We start from the raw sequence: 21188 nt of genomic DNA on the forward strand, positions 1-21188 counted from the left end.
GCGACCCGTGAACTATTGAAAAGGGTACAAAGCACACGGACCACGCTTTACCGTGCAGTCACAATACGTTCGTGATCACGCAACACCGTTCCTCCACAGTGGCTGCATGACTTCGAACATGTCTGATGTGACCCCTGCGAAACTCGCCACCGCCTTCAGGGCCGTGTTCTCCACCCGGTGGACACGGCGCCACGGTCACGCGCCCCCGACGGGTGATACCGGCGCCCGGCCGCTGCCCGACGGGGAGCAGGCCGGGCCGTCGGGAACCCCGGACCCCGTGGTGGCGGAGAGCACGCTGTGGCGGATGCGGACCACGGTGAAGGACGAACCGGGCTCGCTGGCCGCCCTGTGCACGGTCCTCGCCGGGCTGCGGATCGACATCCTCAGCCTGCAGACCCACCCGCTGGCCGAGGGCACGGTCGACGAGTTCCTGCTGCGCGCCCCGGGCGCGCTGGAGGGCTCCGGGATCGCCGGGGCCGTCGGGCGGGCCGGCGGCACCGACACCTGGATCGAGCGCGCGGACACGCATGATCTCGTGGACGCCCCGACCCGAGTGCTCGGCCTCGCCACCCGCACCGCGCTGGACGCGGCCGAACTCCCCCTCGCACTGCGGCAGTTGCTGGGCCGGTGCACGATCCGGTCCCTGCCCGCCGCTCCGGTGGGAGGCGGCCGCGCGCCGCAGGGCGTCCCGGTGGAAGGAGCGCTGGAGGGCACCGTGATGCGGTTGCGGGCCCCGGAGGGCGGAGTGATCACCGTGGAGCGGCCGTATCTGCCGTTCACGCCGACGGAGTTCGCCCGGGCCCGGGCCCTGGTCGAGCTGGACGCCCGGCTCGGCCCGCGGGTGCCGCACAGCCAGGACGTCCTGACACTGCCCGAGGGCCACGACATCACCGTGCGCCGGGCCGACCCCGGGGACCTGGCGGCGGCGGTGGCGATGCACGAGCGGTGCTCGCCGCGGACCCTGGGCATGCGGTACCACGGGCCCGTAGGGGACGCCGACCGCTATCTGAACCACCTGCTCAGTCCCCGGTTCGGGCGCACGCTCGCCGTGCAGACCGCGTCGGGCCGGATCGTCGGACTCGGGCACCTGCTCTGGGACGGCGACGAGACCGAGGTGGCGCTGCTCGTCGAGGACGCGTGGCAGCAGCGGGGCATCGGGGGCGAGCTGCTGGAGCGGCTGGTCGCCATGGCCGCCGAGGCCGGGTGCGAGAGCGTCTACGCCGTGACGCAGTCGTCCAACACCGGGATGGTCGCCGCGATGCGGGGACTGGGTCTCCCCCTCGACTACCAGATCGAGGAGGGGACCCTGGTCATCACAGCGCGCCTCGCCCCGCAGGCGGAGCCGGAGCGCGCTGCGGCAGTCACACGGATCGAGGCGCGGTAGCGACCGGGGTCGGCTGAAGGGCCGTGTCCAGATCCGCCCACAGGTCCTCGACGTCCTCCAGGCCCACCGACAGGCGCAGCAGCCGGTCGCTCACCCCGGCACCCCGCCGGTCCGCCGCGTCCACGATGCGGTGGCTGATCGACGCGGGGTGCTGGATGAGGGTGTCCACGCTGCCCAGGCTCACCGCCGGGGTGATCAGCCGGACCCGGTCGATCACCTCGTGCGGGTCGCCGTCGACCTCGAAGGCGATCATCGCGCCGCCGATGCGCGGGTAGTGGACCCGGGTCACCCGCGGGTCGGCGGCGAGGCGACGGGCGAGGTCCGCGGCGGTCGCGGAGGCGGCGCGGACCCGGACCGGGAGGGTCGACAGACCGCGCAGCAGGAGGTAGCCGGCCAGCGGGTGCAGGACGCCCCCGGTGGCGAAGCGGACCTGCCGCAGCCGCCCGGCGAACTCCTCGTCGCAGGCCACCACCCCCGCCATCACGTCCCCGTGGCCGCCGAGGTACTTGGTGGCGCTGTGCAGCACCAGCCGGGCGCCCTGTTCCGCGGGCCGTTGCAGTACCGGCGTGGCGAAGGTGTTGTCCGCGAGCAGGGGCACCGAACCGCAGGAGTGGGCCAGGGCCCGCAGGTCGATCTCGGCGAGGGTGGGGTTGGCCGGGGACTCGACCAGGACCAGGCCGGTGTCGGGGCGCAGGGCGTCGGCGACCCCCGCGGGATCGGTCCAGGTGACCTCCGTGCCGAGGAGTCCGGCGGTCAGCAGATGGTCGCTGCAGCCGTACAGGGGGCGTACGGCCACGACGTGGCGCAGGCCCAGGGAGGCCCGTACGAGAAGGACGGCCGTGAGCGCGGCCATGCCGCTGGCGAAGGCGACCGCGGCCTCGGTGTTCTCCAGACGGGCCAGGGCGGTCTCGAAGCGGGCGACGGTCGGGTTGCCGAGGCGTCCGTACACCGGCGGGCCGTCCGGCTCGGCGCCGGTGGCGGCGAAGGCGTCGATCCGGGCGGCCTCACCGCGGCTGTCATGGGACGGGTAGGTCGTCGACAGGTCGATGGGCGGGGCGTGCAGCCCCTGCCGGGCGAGGTCGTCGCGGCCGGCGTGGACGGCCTCGGTGGCCAGTGCTCTGAGCGGCGTACGGGAGGCGGTGGCGGTGCGCGCTGAGTCCATGACGACGAGGGTGAACACCGACCGGCGTTTCCGGGAAGAAGTCCGTGCTACGTTCGGCCGATGGCCGAATCTGTCGTACTGGACCCGGTGGACCTGCATCTGCTGCGGCTGTTGCAGAACGACGCCCGGACCACCTACCGCGATCTCGCCGCCCAGGTGGGTGTCGCCCCGTCGACCTGTCTGGACCGGGTGACCCGGCTGCGCCGCTCGGGCGTCATCCTCGGGCATCAGCTGCGGCTGGATCCGGCGAAGCTGGGCCGGGGCCTGGAGGCGCTGCTGTCGGTGCAGGTCAGACCGCACCGGCGGGAACTGGTGGGGCCGTTCGTGGAGCGGATCCGGGCGCTGCCGGAATCGCGGACCGTCTTCCATCTGACCGGGCCCGACGACTATCTCGTGCACGTGGCCGTGGCGGACATGACGGACCTCCAGCGGCTCGTGCTGGACGAGTTCACGTCACGGCGCGAGGTGGCCCGGGTGGAGACCCGGCTGATCTTCCAGCAGTGGGAGTGCGGGCCGCTCCTTCCGCCCGCCACGCCCTCAGCGGAATCGGGGTGACTCCCGCGAGGTCCGCGTATGAGGATGGACCGCATGTCTGAGACTCAGAGCCAGCTGCCCCGTCAGGTCGCCGACGCCTACGTCGACGAGCTCATCGCCCTCGATCCGATCACCGGTACCTACCTGGGTGTGCAGGAGAGTTCGAGCAAGCTGCCCGACACCTCGCCGGCGGGCCAGGAGGCGCTCGCGCGGCTTCAGCGGGACACCCTCGCGCGGCTCGACGAGGCCGAGCGGCAGCCGGGCGCGGACAGCGACATCGAGCGCCGGTGCGGCCGGCTGCTGCGGGAGCGGCTGACGGCCGAACTCGCCGTGCACGAGGCCGACGAGGGCCTGCGGGCGGTCGGCAACCTCTCCACGCCCCCGCACTCGATCCGCGAGATCTTCACCGTCACCCCCAACCGGACCGACGAGGACTGGGCCGCGATCGCCGAGCGGCTGCGGGCCGTGCCGGCCGCGTTCGCCGGCTACCGCGAGTCGCTCTCGCTGGGACTCGAGCGCAAGCTGTACGCGGCGCCGCGTCCGACCGCCACCTTCATCGGGCAGCTCACCGAGTGGGCGGACACCGACGGCAACGGCCGCGGCTGGTTCGAGGACTTCGTCTCGGCCGGCCCCGAGTCGCTGCGTGCCGAGCTGGACGAGGCGGCACGGACCGCGACCGCCTCCGTGGTGGAGCTGCGGGACTGGATGCGGGACGTGTACGCGCCGACGATCGAGGGCGCCCCGAACACCGTGGGCCGGGAGCGGTACGCCCGCTGGGCCCGCTACTTCAACGGCACGGACCTCGACCTGGACGAGGCGTACGCGTACGGCTGGTCCGAGTACCACCGGTTGCTCGGCGAGATGAAGCAGGAGGCCGAGAAGATCCTGCCCGGCGCGGAAACGCCGTGGGTGGCGCTCGCCCACCTCGACGAGCACGGCAAGCACATCGACGGCGTCGACGAGGTGCGCGACTGGCTCCAGGGCCTGATGGACCAGGCGATCGACTCGCTCGACGGCACCCACTTCGAACTCGCCGAGCGGGTACGGAAGGTGGAGTCCTGCATCGCCCCGCCCGGCGGTGCGGCGGCCCCGTACTACACGGCCCCCTCGGAGGACTTCTCGCGTCCGGGCCGCACCTGGCTGCCCACGATGGGCCAGACCCGTTTCCCGGTCTACGACCTCGTCTCGACCTGGTACCACGAGGGCGTGCCCGGCCATCACCTCCAGCTCGCGCAGTGGACGCACGTCGCGGCGAACCTCTCCCGCTACCAGGCCACGGTGGGCGGGGTGAGCGCCAACGCCGAGGGCTGGGCGCTGTACGCCGAGCGGCTGATGGACGAACTCGGCTTCCTCAGGGACCCCGAGCAGCGGCTCGGCTATCTCGACGCGCAGATGATGCGGGCCGCCCGGGTCATCGTGGACATCGGCATGCACCTGGAGCTGGAGATCCCGGCGGACTCCCCCTTCCATCCGGGCGAGCGCTGGACGCCCGAGCTGGCGCAGGAGTTCTTCGGCGCGCACAGCAGCCGTCCGGCGGACTTCGTGGAGAGCGAACTGACCCGCTACCTCACGATCCCGGGCCAGGCGATCGGCTACAAGCTCGGCGAACGGGCCTGGCTGCTGGGCCGGGAGAAGGCCCGCGAGCGGCACGGCGACGCCTTCGACCTCAAGGCCTGGCACATGGCGGCGCTGTCGCAGGGCTCCCTGGGGCTGGACGACCTGGTGGACGAGCTGTCACAGCTCTGACGGTACGAGGGGCATGCCGGAGGTCGCGTTGCGCGTCGTCCGGCGTGCCCCGTCGCGCACGTGAACCGTCCTCAGTCCGCCAGCCGTCGCAACTGCACCAGTCCCAGCCAGGTCTCCGGCCCAGGTCGTACGTCGGCGGCGCGCACCGCGTACCGGCCCGCGGCGAGGGAGATCTTCAAGTGGTCGGTGTTCACCGAGTCGTTGCCGGGCCAGGCCGCGTCGAAGAGGACGACCGGGCCGGGTACCGCCCAGCTCACCTCGTCCTCCCAGACGGCGGTGGCGAGGGCGGCGGGGACCTCGGCGAGGAGTTCGTCCTCGGAGTCGGCGGCGCACCACCGTACGAAGGTGTCGTGGTCGGGGAGGTAGGAGGTCGAGGCGGGCTCGTCGCCGAGGACCAGCGCCGCCGCGTCACCGACCGGCAACAGGCCCACCCGGCCGTCGACTTCGCAGGCCCGGTCGTAGTCGGAGGCGGTCTCGTCGCCGTCGGCTCCCGCCCAGAACGGCAGCACCGTCTCCGGCACCGCTATGAGCGGACCGCCGCCCGACTCCACCCACTCCACCGCGCCCGGCTCCGCGTATCGCACCATGGGCCAGAACCTACACGCACCGGAACCTCCGCGTTGCACCTGCACAGGAACCCCAGGGGAATCCCGGGCACTCAGCAGCCGCAGTCCTCCGCGTCGGCCGGCGCGGTCAACGGGTCGGCGGTGCGCCGCTCGGGGCCCTCCCAGGTCTCGAACGCGAAGCCCTCGCGCACCCAGTACTCGAAGCCGCCGAGCATCTCCTTGACCTGGTAGCCGAGTTCGGCGAGGGCGAGCGCGGCACGCGTGGCGCCGTTGCAGCCCGGGCCCCAGCAGTACGTCACCACCGGCACGGACCTGTCGAGCAGTTGCTCGGCCTGCTCGGGGATGAGCGCGGTGGGCAGGTGGACGGCCCCCGGGACGTGCCCCTGGTCCCAGGCGGCGGCGGAGCGGGAGTCGAGGACCACGAAGCCGGGGTCGCCGTCCGCGGCGAGCGCGGCGGCGACGTCGGAGACGTCCGCGTGGAAGACGAGGCTGGCCCGGAAGTAGGCGGCGGCCTCGGCCGGTGCGGCCGGAGCGACACGCAGGACGGGGTTCGAGGTGAGCGAGGCGGTTGTCGTCATGCCCAGAAATCTACGGCCGATGATCCACAGCCTGAAGGGCGATTCCCCGGCGCACACCTTGCTCCGCCGGGGAATCCCCTGCTATTCCTCGGGGATGACCGCGTATTCCCCGGACGCCACCGACTGGCGCATCCTCGACGTCCTCCAGCGGGAGGGCCGCGCCAGTTTCGCCGAACTCGCCCGTGCCGTCTCGATGTCCGCGAGCGCGGTCACCGAGCGGGTGCGGCGGCTGGAGGAGGCGGGCGTCATCCAGGGGTACGCCGCCGTCGTGGACCCCGACCGCCTCGGCCTGCCGATCCTGGCGTTCGTCCGCCTCCGGTACCCCAACGGCAACTACAAGCCCTTCCACGACCTGGTCGCCGTGACGCCCGAGATCCTGGAGGCGCACCACGTGACCGGCGACGACTGCTTCGTCATCAAGGTCGCCGCCCGCTCGATGCGGCACCTGGAGGAGGTCTCGGGAAAGATCGGCACACTGGGCTCGGTGACCACGAGCGTCGTCTACTCCTCCCCGCTCCCCCGACGGCCGCTGGGGCGTTGACCCCCCGGGACGGGGGGCCTCAGCCCGCGCCGCGCTGTCTCAGCACGGACCCCGTCCGCCCCTTCACGACCTCCAGCTGCGCGTGGATGCGGCGGCGCAGGTCGGCGACATGGCTCACGATGCCCACGCTGCGGTCGCGTTCCCGCAGGGAGTCCAGGACGTCGAGGACCTCGTCCAGGGTCTGGTCGTCGAGGCTGCCGAAGCCCTCGTCGATGAAGAGCGTGTCGAGCCGGACCCCGCCCGCCTCGTCGGTGACGACGTCCGCGAGGCCGAGGGCCAGGGCGAGCGAGGCGAAGAAGGTCTCGCCGCCCGACAGCGTGGCCGTGTCCCGTTCGCGCCCGGTCCAGGCGTCGACGACGTGCAGGCCCAGTCCGCTGCGGCCGCGGCCGGTGCGGTCGTCGGAGTGGACCAGGGTGTACCGGCCGGACGACATCCGTTGCAGGCGCACGGTCGCGGCGGCCGCCACCTGTTCCAGGCGGGCCGCGAGCACATAGGACTCCAGGCGCATCTTGCGTTCGTTGTCCGCGGAGGTGCCGGCGGCGAGTGTGGACAGGCGGGCCACCCGGTCGTACTCCTCACGCAGGGGGGCGAGCTGTCTGAGGCCGGTGGCCGAACGGGCGGAGAGCCGGTCCAGTTCCGCGCAGCGCCGGGCGGCCGCGTCGAGGGCGGAGGCGGCCTCGCGGACCCGGCGGCCCGCGTCGGCGGCGACCCGCTCGGCCGCCGGGACGTCGGCGGACGGCCGGCGGGCCGCCTCGGCGGTGTCGGCCTCGGCGAGTACGGCCCGCACGGCGGCCTCCTCGGCCTGCCAGGCGTCCAGCCGGTGCTGGAGGTCGCGGTGGGCCGTCTCGTCGAGGAGGGCGTCGGCCGCGGCCTGCGGGGTGTCGAAGCCGGCCCGGTAGGCGGCGTCGGCGAGGCGGGCGTCGGCGTCCTTGAGCCGCTGGGCGGTGTCCTCGGCGGCGCGCGCGGTGTCGGCCGCCTCGGTGAGCAGCGCGGCCCGCCGCTCCAGCTGGGCGGCGCGGGCCGCCACACTGTCGGCGGCCCCGCGCGCTTCGGTCAACTCCGCTTCCAGCGCGATGCGTTCGCGCTCCATGGCGTCCCGGCGGGCGCCCCGGGAGGCGGTCCGCAGGGCGGCCTCCTGCTGGGCGGTCAGCCGCTGTTCGCGCTCCCGCTCGGCGTGCCGCAGCTGTTCCGTCGCGGTGTGCAACGTGGAGGCGAGGGCGCGGACCTCGGCGTACTCGCGCTCCAGTGCGTCCGTCTGGACGGCGAGGTCCTCGGTGGAGGTGTCACCGGCCTCGCCCTGGGCGGCGGCCAGCGCCCGCTGCACGAAGGCGAGACGCCGCTCGGCCTCGGCGCGCTGTTCGTCGGCGTGCTGCGAGGCGGTGAGTGCGTGTTCCTCGGTCTCGCGGTCGACGTGCCCGGCGTCCTTGCGGGCGGGGGCGGGGTGCTCGGTGGCTCCGCAGACCGCGCAGGGCTCGCCCTCGGTGAGCTGCGCGGCCAGCTCGGCCGCGATGCCGTCCAGCCGCCGTTCCTTGACGTCCAGCCAGTCGGCGCGGGCCTTCAGGGCCCGGTCCGTCGCCTCGACGACCTGCCGCTGGGCGTCGTCGGTGTCCCGGGCGAAGGCGTCGCGCTGGCGTGCGGCGGCGAGCCGCTTGCGGGCGGGCTCCCGCTGCACGGCCAGCTGTTCGGCGCGGGTGGCCGCCTCCTGCGCGGACTCGACGGCGTGCCGCAGGCCCGCGCGTGCCTCCTCCCAACCGGCCAGCCAGGCCCCGGCCTCCTGGAGGACGTCCTCGTCGGACCGCTCCTCGCTGTCCAGCTCGGTGCGCTCCCGTACGAGTGCGGCCAGCCGTTGCTCGGCGCGGCGGGCCGAGTCCAGGGACCCCAGTTCCTCGGCGGCCCGGCGTGCGGCGGTCGCGAGTCCGGCGGCGCCCGCTCCCGCGAGGGTCTCCGGCAGCAGCTCGCGCGCGCGTGCCTCGGCCGCGGCCGCCCGCCGGTGCTCGGCCTCGGCCGCCTCGCGCAGTTCCAGTGCGGGCGCGACCGCCTCCGCCTTGCGGGCCCGCTCCATGCGGGCCTGCGCCCGGTGGTAGCCGTCGGCCCGCTCCTCCAGCAGTGCGGCCCGCTCGCGTGCCTGCGCGAAGCGGCGCTGCAACCGGTCGACTTCGCGTACATCGGCCAGGGCGCGCTCGGCGGCGGCCTGGGCGGACTCGGCGGCACCGAGTCCGCAGCGGGCGATCGTCAGCTCTTCGCGGGCGGTGCTGCGGGCGACGGCGGCCGCGCTCAGGACGGCCTCGGCGAGCCCCGGCTCACCGGGCGCCAGCCCGGGCAGCTCCATGGCGTCCCCGGCCGCCTGCTGCATGCGGTGCGCGTCGGCCAGCAGCGCGGCGTCGGCCTCGCGCACCTGTGCCTCGGCGGTGCGGCGCCGCTCGGCCAGCCGCTTCTCGACCTCGGCGAAGCGGTGGGTGTCGAAGAGGCGTCCCAGCAGCTTGCCGCGCGCCTCGGCGTCGGCCCGCAGGAAGCGCGCGAAGTCGCCCTGGGGCAACAGCACGACCTGGCAGAACTGTTCGCGGCTCATGCCGAGCAGCTGGGTGATCTCCTCCCCGATCTCCTGGTGGGACCGGCTCAGGTCCTTCCAGGTGCCGGCGGGCCCGTCGTACTCGCGCAGCCAGCTCTGCGCCTTGTCGAGCGTCGTACCGGTGCCGCGCTTCTTCGGGCGCTCCCAGGGGGGTTGCCGGGTGATCTCCAGCCGGCGGCCCGCGACGGTCAGTTCGAGACGGATCTCCGTGCGGGTGCCCGGGGCGGCGTGATCGCTGCGCAGTGCCGTGCCCTGGCCGCTCTGCCGGGCCCCCGGCACGGAGCCGTACAGCGCGTAGCAGACGGCGTCGAGCACGGAGGTCTTCCCGGCGCCCGTCGGCCCGTGCAGCAGGAACAGCCCGGCCGCCGACAGCTCGTCGAAGTCGACCGTCTGGGAGCCGCCGAAGGGGCCGAAGGCGGTGATGTCCAGCCGGTGCAGCCTCACCGCGCCACCTCCCGCACGGCCTCGTCCGCGCGCACGGCGTCGAACGCGTCCCGCAGCACGGCCTGTTCGCGCTCGTCGGGTCCGGCACCGCGCACATGGGCCACGAAGTCCTCGGCGATCTCCTGGTCGCTGCGCCCGGCCAGCCGCCGGGCGTAGGACACGTCGGGGTCGTCCGGCGCCCGCTCGGGATCGAACACGAGGCTGAGCGTGTGCGGGAAGCGCTCGCAGAGCCGGGCCATGGGTTCCGCCGGGCGGACCGGGTCGGTGAGGGTCGCCTCGACCCAGGCATCCTCCTGCGGCGCGAGCCGCGGATCGGCGAGGAGCTCCTCCAGCGTCCCCCGGATCCGGGCCAGCGCCCGCGGCACCGGGCAGTCGACGCGCTCGGCGGTGACCGCTCCCTGCGCGTCCAGGTCGACGAGCCACATGCTCTTGCGGTGATCGGCCTCCGAGAAGGAGTACGGCAGCGGGGAGCCGGAGTAGCGCACGCGCTCGGTGAGGGTCTGGCTGCCGTGCAGGTGTCCGAGGGCCACGTAGTCGACGCCGTCGAAGACACCGGCGGGCACCGCCGCCACTCCCCCCACGGTGATGTCCCGCTCGCTGTCGCTGGGCTCGCCGCCGGTGACGAAGGCATGGGCGAGGACGACGGACCGCGTCCCCGGCGCGCGCGTCGCGAGGTCGGCGCGGACCCGGTCCATGGCGGCGGCGAGCACGGCCTCGTGGCCCGCCTTCCGCACGCCGAACTCGTCCTTCACCAAGGCGGGTTCGAGGTAGGGCAGACCGTAGAAGGCGACGTCGCCATGGGTGTCGGCGAGCATGACGGGTGCCCCGCACCCCGCCGCCTCGGTCCGCAGATGGATGCCGGCGCGCCCGATCAGGCCCGCGCCGACGCCCAGGCGGCGGGCGGAGTCGTGGTTCCCCGAGATCATCACCGTCGGCACACCGAGGTCGGCGAGCCGGTGCAGGGCGTCGTCGAACAGCTCGACCGCGGCGAGCGGCGGCACCGCGCGGTCGTACACGTCTCCCGACACGACCACCGCGTCCACGTCGTGCTCGCGCACGGTGCCGACGAGGTGACCGATGAACTCGGCCTGGGCCCCGAGCATGTTGACCCGGTGGAAGGCTCGGCCGAGATGCCAGTCGGACGTGTGCAGCAATCGCATGATCCCCGACCCTAACTGCCGGGTCCGACATCACGTGCGGTTACTCCCGTATCGCTCCGTCATGTCCGGCGCACCGACCCGTCATGACCGGACGCGGGAAAGCCCGTTATGCCCGGAAAGGCCAACTAGGCATCGCCGTACGCCTCTCCCCCGAGCTCGAATTCCGCCGTCCCCGCGGTCGCGTCCGCCAGCCACCCCCGGAACGCCGCCACCTCCGCGTCCGGCAGGCCGATCTCGATCGTGACCGCCTCGCCGTAGCGGACGTCCCGCACCTCGCGTCCGGTCGACCGGAGGTCGTTCTCGACCTTGCCGGCGCGCTGGTGGTCGACGGTCACCGTGGCGAGGCGGAAGCGGCGGCGCGTGCGGGTGCCCACCACGTCCAGGGCCTCGCCGACCGCGCCGCCGTACGCCCGGATGAGTCCGCCCGCGCCGAGCTTGACGCCGCCGTAGTAGCGGGTGACGACGGCGACGACGTACCGCATGTCGCGGCGCAGCAGCATCTGGAGCATGGGCACGCCCGCGGTGCCGCCGGGTTCGCCGTCGTCGCTCGCCTTCTGGATCGCGGCGTCCGCGCCGATGACGTACGCCCAGCAGTTGTGGGTGGCGTCGGCGTGCGCCTTGCGGACGGCGGCCACGAAGTCCTGGGCCTCCCGCTCGGTGGCCGCCGGGGCGAGGGCGCACAGGAAGCGGGAGCGGTTGACCTCGGTCTCGTGCACGCCCGCGCGGGCCACTGTGCGGTACTCGTCCTGCATCCGGCCAGCCTAATCGGTGACCGGACACCGGCCGCGGGGGCGACCGGGGCCCGCCCCGGTCACTTCCTTCCCCGCGCCACCATGACGGAGGTGAGCAGCGCGGTGCCCGGCTCCAGGGCCCGCCAGGACGTGCCGTGCCAGGCCAGCACCGCGATCGCCGACGTCGGGAACTTCACCCGGACCTCGTCGAGCGCGTCGTCGAGGCCGTCCCCGGCGAGGGTGAGGACCAGTTCCTCCAGGCCGGGGTTGTGTCCGACGAGGAGCAGGGTCACGACCTCGGCAGGGGTCTCGTGCACGGCCGCCAGCAGTTCCGGTACGCCCGCTCCGTACAGGCCGGGGTCGAGGCGCACCGGCGGCGGGGTGCCCCATTGGGCGGACGCCAGCTCCCAGGTGTGCCGGGCGCGTACCGCGGTGGAGCACAGGGCGAGGTCGGGGAGCAGGTCGGAGGCGGCCAGGACGCGGCCCGCCTCCGGCGCGTCCCGGCGGCCACGGGGCCCGAGGGGGCGTTCGTGGTCGGTGACGCCCTCGGGCCAGGCGGACTTGGCGTGCCTGAGCACGACGAGGCGGCGCAGCGGGCCCGCTCCGGCGCGCTCGATCATGCCGGGGCCCCCAGGTCGCGGGTGAGGTCGAGACCGAGCAGCCGGTCCGCGTGGGCGTATGTCTCGAAACGGGCGCCCTGCGGCAGGTCGGACTCCTCGACCCACCGCAGCACGCGCAGCACCTCGGGTACGTCCAAGTCGTCCTCCCAGGCGGTACGGAGCCGTCCGCGCACGGTGTCGGGGACGGGCCGGGACGGATGCCGGGCCCACCCGGCGACGGCCCGGCGCCAGCGCGTGAGGGTGCCGTGGGCCTCGCTCAGGGCCGCCTCGTCGAGCAGGGCGGGCGTGCCGCGGTCCACGGCGAGCAGGGCGAGACGGACCTCGGCGGGATCGGCGTCGGCCGGGATCTCCGGCGTCCGCACGGGCGCGACGGCGATCCGGACCCCGTCCGGGGTCGCACCGCCCTCCGCCACCACATGGACGGCCTGGGACTCGCCCCACCCGGGGCCGACGTCGCGGCGGTCCTCGAAGGGCCGGATGCCGAGGGCGGCGGCGCCCGCGTGCAGCCGCTCCTGTTCGCGGTCCCCGGTGAGCAGTGCCCACACGGGCGTGCCGCCGATCTCCAGGGCCCGCACGAGGAGGTCGGCGACGAGCAGCACGCGCAGGGCGGAGGTGTCGTAGCCCGGCACGTGGGCTTCGACCCGGGTCAGGCCCCTGCGTGCGGGGACGGCGTCGACGGGCTCGCCGGTTCGGGCGTCGGTGATGCGCAGCACGGGGCGAGCGTAGGCGGACGGAGGGCCGGGCGCAGGTGACTGACCGGTATTCCGGACAGGGTCGCGGCGTTCTCCGGTACGGCGGCCCGTTCCGGTACGGGGGCCGCTGACGTCCCGCGCGGGGGACCTCACCTCGCGGGTCGGTCGTCCGTCTCCGGCTGGTCCAGGTGGGAGGCGAGGACGGCGGCCTGGACGCGACGCTGGACACCGAGTTTGGCCAGCAGCCGGGAGATGTGGTTCTTGACCGTCTTCTCGGACAGGTAGAGCTTCTTGCCGATCTCACGGTTGGTCAGTCCGTCCCCGATCAGGGCGAGGATGTCCCGCTCCCGGGGCGAGAGGCTTGCGAGCTCGGGGGCGATCGCCGGGGTCTCGACGGGGTCGGCGCGCAGGGAGCGCATCAGGCGGGCGGTGGTCGCGGGGTCCAGCATGGACTGGCCGGAGGCGACCGTGCGGACCGCCGAGACCAGGTCGGAGCCGCGGATCTGCTTGAGGACATAGCCCGAGGCCCCGGCCATGATGGCGTCGAGGAGGGCGTCCTCGTCGTCGAACGAGGTCAGCATCAGACAGGCCAGCTCCGGCATCTGGCTGCGCAGTTCGCGGCAGACGGTGATGCCGTCGCCGTCCGGGAGACGGACGTCGAGCACGGCCACGTGCGGGCGCAGCGCCGGTCCTCGCACCAGGGCGTGCTCGACGGTGCCGGCGTCTCCGACCACCGAGATGTCCGGTTCGGCGTCGAGCAGGTCCGTCAGGCCACGTCGCACGACCTCGTGGTCGTCCAGCAGGAAGACCCGGATCGGGTTCTGCTCCGTGAAGGTGCCTGGCTCGGTCATGACGACCCCTCGTTCCGACGGCGGACGCACGGCGTGCGGTCCGTGGGGTCGATCATCGCGCGCCGCGGCCCGGCGCACTAGGGCCGTCCGGCCCAAGGTGCACCGGTGGGCCGGCCGGCGGCGGAGTCCGGCGGACCGTGCCCCTCCAGCTCGAAGTCCACGTCCACCACGCCCTCGACGGCGCGTACCAGCCGGGCGGCCACGGGGACGAGGGAGGTGTCCCGGACCCGGCCGACGAGCGTGACGGCTCCGTCGTGCACCTGGACGCGGACCGCCGAGCCCGGGGGCGGGAAGAGGTACGTCACGATCTCGCGCCGCACCTCCTCGGCGATCTCCTCGTCACCGCGCAGGAACACCTTGAGCAGGTCGGACCTGCTGACGACGCCCTGCAGCAGACCCAGTTCGTCCACCACGGGCAGCCGCTTGACCCTGGCGTGCGCCATGCTGCGGGCGGCCTGGGCGAGCGTGGCGTCAGGGCGGATGGTGAGCGCCGGTGAGGTCATCAGCTCCTCCGCGGTGACCGCGCCGGCCTTCGCCAGGTCGGTCAGGCGGCGCTGCTGCGTGGTCCGGTCGGGGTCGGTGTCGCGGAACTCCTCCTTGGGCAGCAGGTCGGCCTCGGAGACGACGCCGACGACCCGGCCCTCACCCTCGATCACCGGCAGGGCGCTGATGCCCCAGTCCCGCATCAGCCGCACGATCTCCTTGAAGCCCGCCTTTCGGCCGACGGCGGCGACGGTGTGGGTCATGACGTCGCTGACGATGTGCGGGGTGCCGTGCATGGTGGTCTCCTCGCTCCCTCAGACGATGCTGCCGGAGCCGTACGGGGCGTACAGGTCCAGGAGCCGGATCCGCGCGGAGTGCAGCCGGTGGGCGAGGACGTCCCCGACCCACTGGGACACGGCGTGGCCCATGGCCGGGTCCTCCCGGCACATCAGGCGCACGGCCGTGGCGTCGAACTCGTACGCCCGTACCGGGGTCATGGCCTCGGCGCCCAGGTGCCAGCAGTGCGGGGTGAACAGCCAGGACCAGCCGACGAGTTCGTTGTGCCGCAGGGTCTCGATGACGGCCGGCCGACGGCCCGGTACCCGCATGTCGAGCTCGACGGTCCCCGTCCGGATGATCCAGAACCGGTCGGCCCGACCCCCCTCCTCGAACAGGCGTGCCCCCTGCGGGAAGGACACCTCACGGGCGACGCGCATCAGCCGGTGCCGGTGCTCGGCGGGCAGGGCGCGCAGCATGCTGGGGGTGGGCGTGGTGATCATGACGTGCCTCCCGAGGGCTACGGAACCGCTACGGCCAGCGTGGACCCGCGGCAGTCACCGACCCATGGGCCACCCGGTCCCTCCCCGGGCCCACTCGGCTCCCGCACGGCGACGGGGTTCCGGTCCCGTCCGCGCCGGCCGCACCCCGAACTCCCCCTTGCCGACCGCGCCCTCCGCCGGTGTCCCGGACCCGCAACCGCACCGAGTGCGCTGTTCACGGGCTCCGCCCCGGTCTCACCGCCGGCAGACTGCGGCCCCGCCCACCCCGAGCGCCGGCACACATCAGCTCCGCCCTGGCCCCACACCTGCCGGCCCCGGCCCAGTCCCGGCCGAGCGCGCTCAACACCGGCGACCCCGCACTCGCACCCGACGCCCCAGTCCCGGCCGTCCGAATGCCGGCCACACCAGCTGCACCCAGCCCCCCACCCGGACCAACTCCGCCCCGAACCCGACGCCCCAGTCCCGGCCGAGCGCGCTCAACACCGGCGACCCCGCACTCGCACCCGACGCCCCAGTCCCCGCCAAGTGCGCGCACCCGACGGGCCCCAGCCCCACCCGCCCGAGTGCCGGTCCACACCGGCTCCGCCCCGGATCCGCGCCCGACGACCCCGCCCCCGCCCCCCGCCGAGTGGCCCGTCCGCGGCGGGTTCGGGGGCAGTCGGCCTGGGGCGTACGGTCCCGCACGTCCCGAGTCCGCTGCACACCGGCTGCATTGCGGGGCCCGCGCCCGGCGGGTCCGCTCTACGACGGCTCCGCCCCGAACTCCCGGCGGTACGCGGCCACCGCTGTCGGTAGCGTGGGGAAGATCCGTTCCGGGCCCACCGCGTCCGCGAGGCCGTACGCCTTGAGGTCGGTGAGGAGGTCCTGCTTCACGCGGGCGAGTGCGAACACCACTCCGCGGCGGCCGAGTTCGCGGCGGAGTTCGTCGACCGCGTCGAGCGCGGTGATGTCGACCTCGACATTGGCCTCGGTGTTGAGGACGAACCACCGTACGGGCTGGGTCTGTTGGTCCACGGCGGCAAGGGCACGGCGGTGGAAGTCCTCGGCGTTGGCGAAGAACAGCGGGGAGTCGTAGCGGTAGACGAGCAGGCCGGGAATCGTGCGGGCCGTCGGGTAGTCGTCCACGTCGTGCATGCCGGCCACCCCGGGCACCACGCCCTCGATCGCGTCGTGCGGCCTGGCCACCCGGCTCAGCAGCTCGGCGACCGACATACCGACGGCGACGAGGACGCCGTACAGGATGTCGAGGGCGAGAACCCCGGTCAGGCAGCCGAGCGCGAGGAACAACTCGCGGCGACGGAAGGAGGCGAGGCGGGAGAACCCCGCGAGGTCGATCATGCGGACGGCCGCGTAGACGACGAGGGCGCCGAGCACCGCCGAGGGCGTACGGGCGAGCAGCGGACTGAGAAGGAGCAGCACGGCGAGCACCACGGCACCGGCGACCAGGGAGTACGCCTGGCTGCGGGCGCCCGCCGAGGAGGCGAGGGCGGTACGGCTGGCGCTGCTGCTGACGGGGAAGCCGTGCAGGACGCCCGCGCCGAGGTTGGCCGCGCCCAGCGCCAGGAACTCCTGGTCGGCGTCGAGTGCGGGTCCCTCGCCATGGAAGGCCCGGGCGGTGAGGATGAAGTCGGTGTACGCGACGATGAGCACGCCCAGGGCGGGCAGGACCAGCCCCGGCAGCTCGGTCAGGTCCGGCCGTGCGAGCCCGGGCAGGCCGGAGGGGATGTCGCCGATCACCTTGAGGCCGTACCGGTCGTCGAGGTCGAGGACGACCACGGCGGCGGTGGCGAGGACGAGGGCCGCGAGCGGGCCCGGCACCTTCTTCGGCACCGTGAAGAGGAACACGAGCACGGCGCCGGAGAGGATCACGGTCGCCGGGTGGGCCTCGGGCACGTTCCTCGTGAAGGACCACAGCTGGGGGAAGAACGTTGAGCCCGTCGTCGGCACCCCGGTGAGCTTGGGCAGCTGGTCCACGATCATGATCAGTGCCACTCCGGCGAGGTAGCCGATCAGGACGGGCCGGGAGAGCAGGTCCGCGAGGAAGCCGAGCCGCACCACCCGCGCCACCAGGCACAGGAGTCCGACCGTGACGGCGAGGGCGGCCGCCAGGCCGGCGTGGCGGGCGGGGTCGCCGCCGGCGAGCGGAGCGACGACGGTGGCCGTCATCAGCGCGGTCGTGGACTCGGGGCCGACCGAGAGCAGGCGTGAGGAGCCCAGGAGCGCGTACAGGCCGAGGGCGGGCAGGATCGCCCACAGTCCGGCGACCGGCGGCAGTCCGGCCACGCCCGCGTAGGCCATGACCTGCGGCACCAGGTAGGCGGCCACGGTGACCCCGGCCAGCACGTCGCCTCTCAGCCAGGCGCGCCGGTAGCCGAGGAGGTCGACCGCCCCCGGCATCAGACGCCCCGCGAGGCCGCCGAGCACCGGACGGCGCCGCCCGGCCACGTCCTTGTCCCGTCCCATGAACCAACCTCCCGCCGTCCGGCCCATGATCCACCTCCCGCCGTCCGGCCTCATGATCCACCGACGGTGCCCCGGGCGCGAGGTGCGCGGGAGGTCGCCGCAGCGCGGGCCCCACCGCTGCGGCCGAAGGGAGCGTGCGCCCCCAACCGTCCCTGCGGCCGGGGCCGTTCAGCCCCGTGGTCACCGACCTTCGGCACCCGGCGGTGACGACCGCGCACGAGCAGGGTGAGGGGCGTCAAGGCACCGACCGGAGCTCCTCGAAGGGAACACCATCATGGCCGTGCACGAGCACCCTCACCGGAGCCCGGGCTTCCATCTGCCGTCCGTCCGCAGGAACCGGGCCACCCCCGCAGCCGAGTCCGCAGTGTCGGCGCACAGCGACGCACGGGCCTACACCTTCGCCTCCCTGCGCCTGCTCACCGGGTTCGTCTTCCTGTGGGCCTTCCTCGACAAGACCTTCGGCCTCGGGTACGCCACCCCGTCCGGCAAGGGCTGGATCGACGGCGGCTCGCCCACCAGGGGCTTTCTCGGCTCAGTCGCCGCGGGACCGATGGAGTCGACCTTCCACGCGTGGGCCGGCGACACCTGGGCCGACTGGCTGTTCATGCTCGGTCTGCTCGGCATCGGCGTCGCCCTGATCGCCGGGGTGGCGCTGCGGCTCGCGGCCGTCGCGGGCACCGTGATGATGGCGCTGATGTGGATCGCCGAGTGGCCGCCCGCCCGGCACCTCTCCGACGGTTCGCCGAGCATGTCGACGAACCCCTTCGCCGACTACCACCTCGTCTACGCCCTCGTCCTGATCGCCCTGGCCGTCGCCTCCGCGGGCGACACCCTCGGCCTCGGCAGGCTCTGGGCCAGGCTCCCGTTCGTCGGCCGCAGCCGCTGGCTGCGCTGACCGCGGGAGGCGTGGCGGGCCCCGCAGGGGAAGCGGGTCCGCCGCGCCGAACGACCGGCCTGGGCCGGTCGGCCCACGGCAGGGACGTACGACCCCTGCCGTGGGCCCTGTTCCGAGGACGACGCTGGAATCAGGAGGTGGAGATCATGGTCCGTACCGTCACTGCCGGTCTCGACGGGTCGCGCGAGAGCCGGGCGGCGGCCGAGTGGGCCGCTCGTGAGGCGGGACTGCTGGGCCTGCCGTTGCGGCTGGTACACGTCTGGGAGCCGGTACCCGAACCCATCGCGCAGGCGCCTCTCCTCGGCGTGGAGACCCAGCAGCACTGGACCGAGCGGATACCCCGGGAGGCGGCGGAGGGCATCCGGCTGCGCCATCCCGGCGTGGACGTGAGCATCGGGCAGCTCTCCGGCCGGCCCGCCGACGAACTGCTGCGCGCGGCGAAGGACGCCGAGTTGCTGGTGCTCGGCTCGCGCGGGCTGAGCGGGATCGGCGGCTTCATGGTCGGCTCGGTAGGGCTGTCCGTCGTGGCGCACGCCGACCGGCCGGTCGTACTGGTCCGCGCCGACCAGCAGGCCGCCGACGAGCACGAGACGGATCCGGCCGGCATCCCGTCCGCCGCGACCCCGTTCCGGCCCGTCGTCCTCGGCCTGGACACCGACAGTCCCGACGAGGAGCTGATCTCCTTCGCGTTCGCCGCCGCCGTCCGCCGCGGCACGTCCCTGCGGGTCGTGCACGGCTGGAACCCTCCCCCGTACTACGCCTACGGCCTCGCCGTGGACCTCGAACGCCACGGTGCGCTGGCCCGGCGTGAGACCGGCGCCCTGGCCGAGGTCCTGGTCCCGTGGCGCAAGGAGTTCCCGGACACCGAGGTCGTCGAGGAGTCGTTCTACGGCACCCCCGCGAACCACCTCGTCGACGCCTCCCGCGAGGCCTCCCTGGTCGTGGTGGGGCGCCGGGTCCGTCGCCGCGCGCTCGGCACTCACATCGGGCCCGTCACGCACGCGGTCCTGCACCACTCCATCGCCCCCGTCGCCGTCGTCCCGCACAACTGACGTATCAACAATGAGGAGTTGCACCATGAAGGCAGCGGTCGTACGAGCCTTCGGCGAGCCCCTGGTCATCGAGGACCGGCCCGACCCCGAACCCGGCCCGGGCCAGGTCCGCGTCCGTGTCGAGGCGTCCGGGCTCTGCCACACCGACATCCACGCCGCCCGCGGCGACTGGCCCGTCAAGCCGAACCCGCCCTTCGTGCCCGGCCACGAGGGCGTCGGCATCGTCGAGAAGCTCGGCGAGCAGGTCACCCACCTGTCCGTGGGGCAGCGGGTCGCCGTGCCCTGGCTGGGCAAGGCGTGCGGGCGCTGCGAGCACTGCCTGTCCGGCTGGGAGACGCTGTGCGAGCGGCAGATCAACACCGGCTACGGCTGCGACGGCGGTTACGCGGAGAAGATGCTGGCCTGGGCCGACTTCGCCCAGCCGGTGCCGCACGGCGTCACCGCCGTCGACGCCGCCCCGCTGACCTGCGCCGGCGTGACCACGTACAAGGCGCTCAAGGTCGCCGACGTGCGGCCCACTCAGCTCGTCGCGATCTCCGGGATCGGCGGACTCGGGCACCTGGCCGTGCAGTACGCGAAGATCGCCGGTGCTCGGGTGGCCGCGATCGACGTCACCGACGAGAAGCTCGAACTCGCCGCCGAACTGGGCGCGGACTTCGTCATCGACGCCCGCAAGCACGACGTGGCCGAGGTGCTCAAGGGGTACGGAGGGGCGCACGCGGCGATCGCCCTTGCGGTGAACGAGGACGCCTTCGCCGCCGTCAACGCGGGGCTCAGGCGCGGCGGGAAGCTCGTCATGGTGGCCCTGCCCGCGCACGGCACCGTGCAGGTCCCGATCTTCGACACCGTCCTGAACGGGACGAGTGTGATCGGCTCGATCGTCGGCACCCGGCAGGACCTCACCGAGGTCTTCCAGCTGCACGCGGCCGGCCGGACCAGGGTCATCTCGGAGACCCGCCCGCTCTCCTCGGTCAACGAGTCCGTCGAGGACGTGCTGCGCGGTCAGGTCAGGGCCCGGATCGTCTTCGACCTGGGTGCGGGGCGGTGAGCTCGATGTCGATGGACCTTCCGGTCGTCGTCGGTGTGGACGGCTCCGAGCCCGCTCTGCGCGCCCTCGACTGGGCCTGCGACGAGGCCGCCCTGCGGGGAGCGCCGCTGCGGATCGTCAACGCCTGCCTGTGGGAACGCTACGAGGGTGCCGCCCTCGCCCACGACCTCGGTGAGCCCTCGTCGCGGGTGCTGCCGCAGGACGTCGTCCAGAGTGCCGTGCGGCGGGCCGGCGCCCGTCACCCCGATCTGAAGGTGACCTCCGAGGTGGTCTTCGAGGAGCCCGAGTACGCGCTGGTACGGGAGAGCCGCGAGGCGTCCCTGCTGGTGACGGGCACCCGTGGCCGGGGCGGCGTGTCCGAGGCGCTGCTGGGTTCGGTGAGCCTGGCGGTGGCCGGGCACGCGCACTGCCCGGTGGTCGTCGTCCGGGGCAGCCATGACAACCAGGCCCGCTCCGGGCGGCACGGCCGCGTCGTGGTCGGGGTCGGAGGCGGGAGCGAGGGCCACGGGAGGTCGGCCCTGGACTTCGCCCTCGCGGAGGCCGCGCGGCGCGGGGTGCAGCTGGAGGCGATACGGGCCTGGCGGTGCCCGGCGCACGAAAGCACCGACCATCCGCTGCTGGCCGGGGAGCCCGCCCGGCTGCACGAGCAGCAGGCGGTGGACGTCCTGGAGGCCGCGCTCCGGGACGCGCCGGCCGATGCGGATCTGCGCCGCCGTACCGTCGAGGGGCCGGCCGGAACGGTGCTGGCCGGGGCCTCGCACCACGCCGACCTTCTGGTCATCGGTGCGAGGCGGCACGCGCGGCACTTCGGGCTCCAGCTCGGCCGGGTGGCCCATCGGGTGCTGCACCACTCCGACTGCCCGGTCGCGATCGTGCCCGAGCAGGAGTGA

The 21188-nt window shown here is 73.9% G+C and carries 20 protein-coding genes; 8 read left to right on the forward strand and 12 right to left on the reverse strand.

Annotated features, from left to right (window positions below; genetic code table 11):
* Positions 1–106: 106 nt before the first annotated feature.
* Complete coding sequence (locus M2163_RS11715; RefSeq protein ID WP_280893928.1) at positions 107–1384, forward strand: GNAT family N-acetyltransferase; 1278 nt, start codon at positions 107–109, stop codon at positions 1382–1384.
* On the opposite strand, the gene M2163_RS11720 is transcribed toward M2163_RS11715, so the two are convergent.
* A complete protein-coding gene (locus M2163_RS11720; RefSeq protein ID WP_280852836.1) occupies positions 1362–2546 on the reverse strand; it encodes a PLP-dependent transferase in 1185 nt (394 codons plus the stop codon). The two genes, M2163_RS11715 and M2163_RS11720, sit on opposite strands and share 23 nt — an antisense overlap.
* Before the next feature lie 60 nt (positions 2547–2606).
* On the opposite strand from M2163_RS11720, the gene M2163_RS11725 reads away from it, so the two are divergent.
* Both M2163_RS11725 and M2163_RS11730 read left to right on the forward strand, forming a co-directional pair.
* Positions 2607–3101, forward strand: a complete 495-nt coding sequence (locus M2163_RS11725) for an Lrp/AsnC family transcriptional regulator (RefSeq protein WP_280852835.1) — start codon at positions 2607–2609, stop codon at positions 3099–3101.
* A 33-nt stretch (positions 3102–3134) separates the two neighbouring features.
* Positions 3135–4826 (forward strand): DUF885 domain-containing protein, encoded by a 1692-nt coding sequence (locus tag M2163_RS11730; protein ID WP_280893929.1) that lies wholly within the window; start codon positions 3135–3137, stop codon positions 4824–4826.
* A gap of 71 nt (positions 4827–4897) precedes the next feature.
* Here the strand turns inward: M2163_RS11730 and M2163_RS11735 are convergent, their stop codons facing one another.
* Both M2163_RS11735 and M2163_RS11740 read right to left on the reverse strand, forming a co-directional pair.
* The gene (locus tag M2163_RS11735; protein ID WP_280893930.1) at positions 4898–5413 is read right to left on the reverse strand and encodes an immunity 21 family protein; all 516 of its coding nucleotides are present in this window, start codon (positions 5411–5413) and stop codon (positions 4898–4900) included.
* A gap of 71 nt (positions 5414–5484) precedes the next feature.
* Positions 5485–5970 carry a rhodanese-like domain-containing protein gene (locus M2163_RS11740; RefSeq protein WP_280893931.1) on the reverse strand — a complete coding sequence of 162 codons (486 nt, stop codon included), beginning with the start codon at positions 5968–5970 and terminating at the stop codon, positions 5485–5487.
* 94 nt (positions 5971–6064) lie between these two features.
* On the opposite strand from M2163_RS11740, the gene M2163_RS11745 reads away from it, so the two are divergent.
* Positions 6065–6511: an Lrp/AsnC family transcriptional regulator gene (locus tag M2163_RS11745; protein ID WP_123987747.1), complete on the forward strand. Its 447-nt coding sequence runs from the start codon at positions 6065–6067 to the stop codon at positions 6509–6511.
* 19 nt (positions 6512–6530) lie between these two features.
* On the opposite strand, the gene M2163_RS11750 is transcribed toward M2163_RS11745, so the two are convergent.
* The 9 genes from M2163_RS11750 to sulP all read right to left on the reverse strand — a co-directional run bounded on the left by M2163_RS11750 (position 6531) and on the right by sulP (position 17237).
* Positions 6531–9524 carry an SMC family ATPase gene (locus M2163_RS11750; RefSeq protein WP_280893932.1) on the reverse strand — a complete coding sequence of 998 codons (2994 nt, stop codon included), beginning with the start codon at positions 9522–9524 and terminating at the stop codon, positions 6531–6533.
* Complete coding sequence (locus M2163_RS11755; protein ID WP_280893933.1) at positions 9521–10684, reverse strand: exonuclease SbcCD subunit D; 1164 nt, start codon at positions 10682–10684, stop codon at positions 9521–9523. The genes M2163_RS11750 and M2163_RS11755 overlap by 4 nt, the downstream gene beginning before the upstream one ends.
* Positions 10685–10809: 125 nt before the next feature.
* Entirely contained in the window at positions 10810–11436 is a 627-nt protein-coding gene (locus M2163_RS11760; protein WP_280852830.1) for a YigZ family protein, read from the reverse strand.
* A 59-nt stretch (positions 11437–11495) separates the two neighbouring features.
* Complete coding sequence (locus M2163_RS11765; protein WP_280852829.1) at positions 11496–12035, reverse strand: histidine phosphatase family protein; 540 nt, start codon at positions 12033–12035, stop codon at positions 11496–11498.
* On the reverse strand, positions 12032–12748 hold the full coding sequence (locus tag M2163_RS11770) for a hypothetical protein (RefSeq protein WP_280893934.1): 717 nt from the start codon (positions 12746–12748) through the stop codon (positions 12032–12034). Before M2163_RS11770 ends, M2163_RS11765 begins: the two co-directional genes overlap by 4 nt.
* Positions 12749–12876: 128 nt before the next feature.
* Positions 12877–13578, reverse strand: coding sequence for a response regulator transcription factor (locus M2163_RS11775; RefSeq protein ID WP_280852827.1), 702 nt, complete (start codon positions 13576–13578; stop codon positions 12877–12879).
* Positions 13579–13655: 77 nt separating this feature from the next.
* On the reverse strand, positions 13656–14357 hold the full coding sequence (locus M2163_RS11780; RefSeq protein WP_280852826.1) for a CBS domain-containing protein: 702 nt from the start codon (positions 14355–14357) through the stop codon (positions 13656–13658).
* Between the two features lie 18 nt (positions 14358–14375).
* Positions 14376–14840 carry a cyclic nucleotide-binding domain-containing protein gene (locus M2163_RS11785; RefSeq protein WP_280852825.1) on the reverse strand — a complete coding sequence of 155 codons (465 nt, stop codon included), beginning with the start codon at positions 14838–14840 and terminating at the stop codon, positions 14376–14378.
* A 741-nt stretch (positions 14841–15581) separates the two neighbouring features.
* On the reverse strand, positions 15582–17237 hold the full coding sequence (gene sulP, locus M2163_RS11790) for a sulfate permease (RefSeq protein WP_280854259.1): 1656 nt from the start codon (positions 17235–17237) through the stop codon (positions 15582–15584).
* A 340-nt stretch (positions 17238–17577) separates the two neighbouring features.
* Here sulP and M2163_RS11795 point away from each other — a divergent pair, with 340 nt between their 5' ends.
* The 4 genes from M2163_RS11795 to M2163_RS11810 all read left to right on the forward strand — a co-directional run bounded on the left by M2163_RS11795 (position 17578) and on the right by M2163_RS11810 (position 21188).
* Positions 17578–18198, forward strand: a complete 621-nt coding sequence (locus M2163_RS11795; protein ID WP_280852824.1) for a DoxX family protein — start codon at positions 17578–17580, stop codon at positions 18196–18198.
* A gap of 146 nt (positions 18199–18344) precedes the next feature.
* Positions 18345–19250, forward strand: coding sequence for a universal stress protein (locus M2163_RS11800; RefSeq protein WP_280852823.1), 906 nt, complete (start codon positions 18345–18347; stop codon positions 19248–19250).
* A gap of 25 nt (positions 19251–19275) precedes the next feature.
* Entirely contained in the window at positions 19276–20298 is a 1023-nt protein-coding gene (locus tag M2163_RS11805) for a zinc-dependent alcohol dehydrogenase (RefSeq protein ID WP_280893935.1), read from the forward strand.
* 5 nt (positions 20299–20303) lie between these two features.
* The gene (locus M2163_RS11810) at positions 20304–21188 is read left to right on the forward strand and encodes a universal stress protein (RefSeq protein WP_280893936.1); all 885 of its coding nucleotides are present in this window, start codon (positions 20304–20306) and stop codon (positions 21186–21188) included.

Source organism: Streptomyces sp. SAI-135 (assembly GCF_029893805.1).
Lineage (GTDB): Bacteria > Actinomycetota > Actinomycetes > Streptomycetales > Streptomycetaceae > Streptomyces.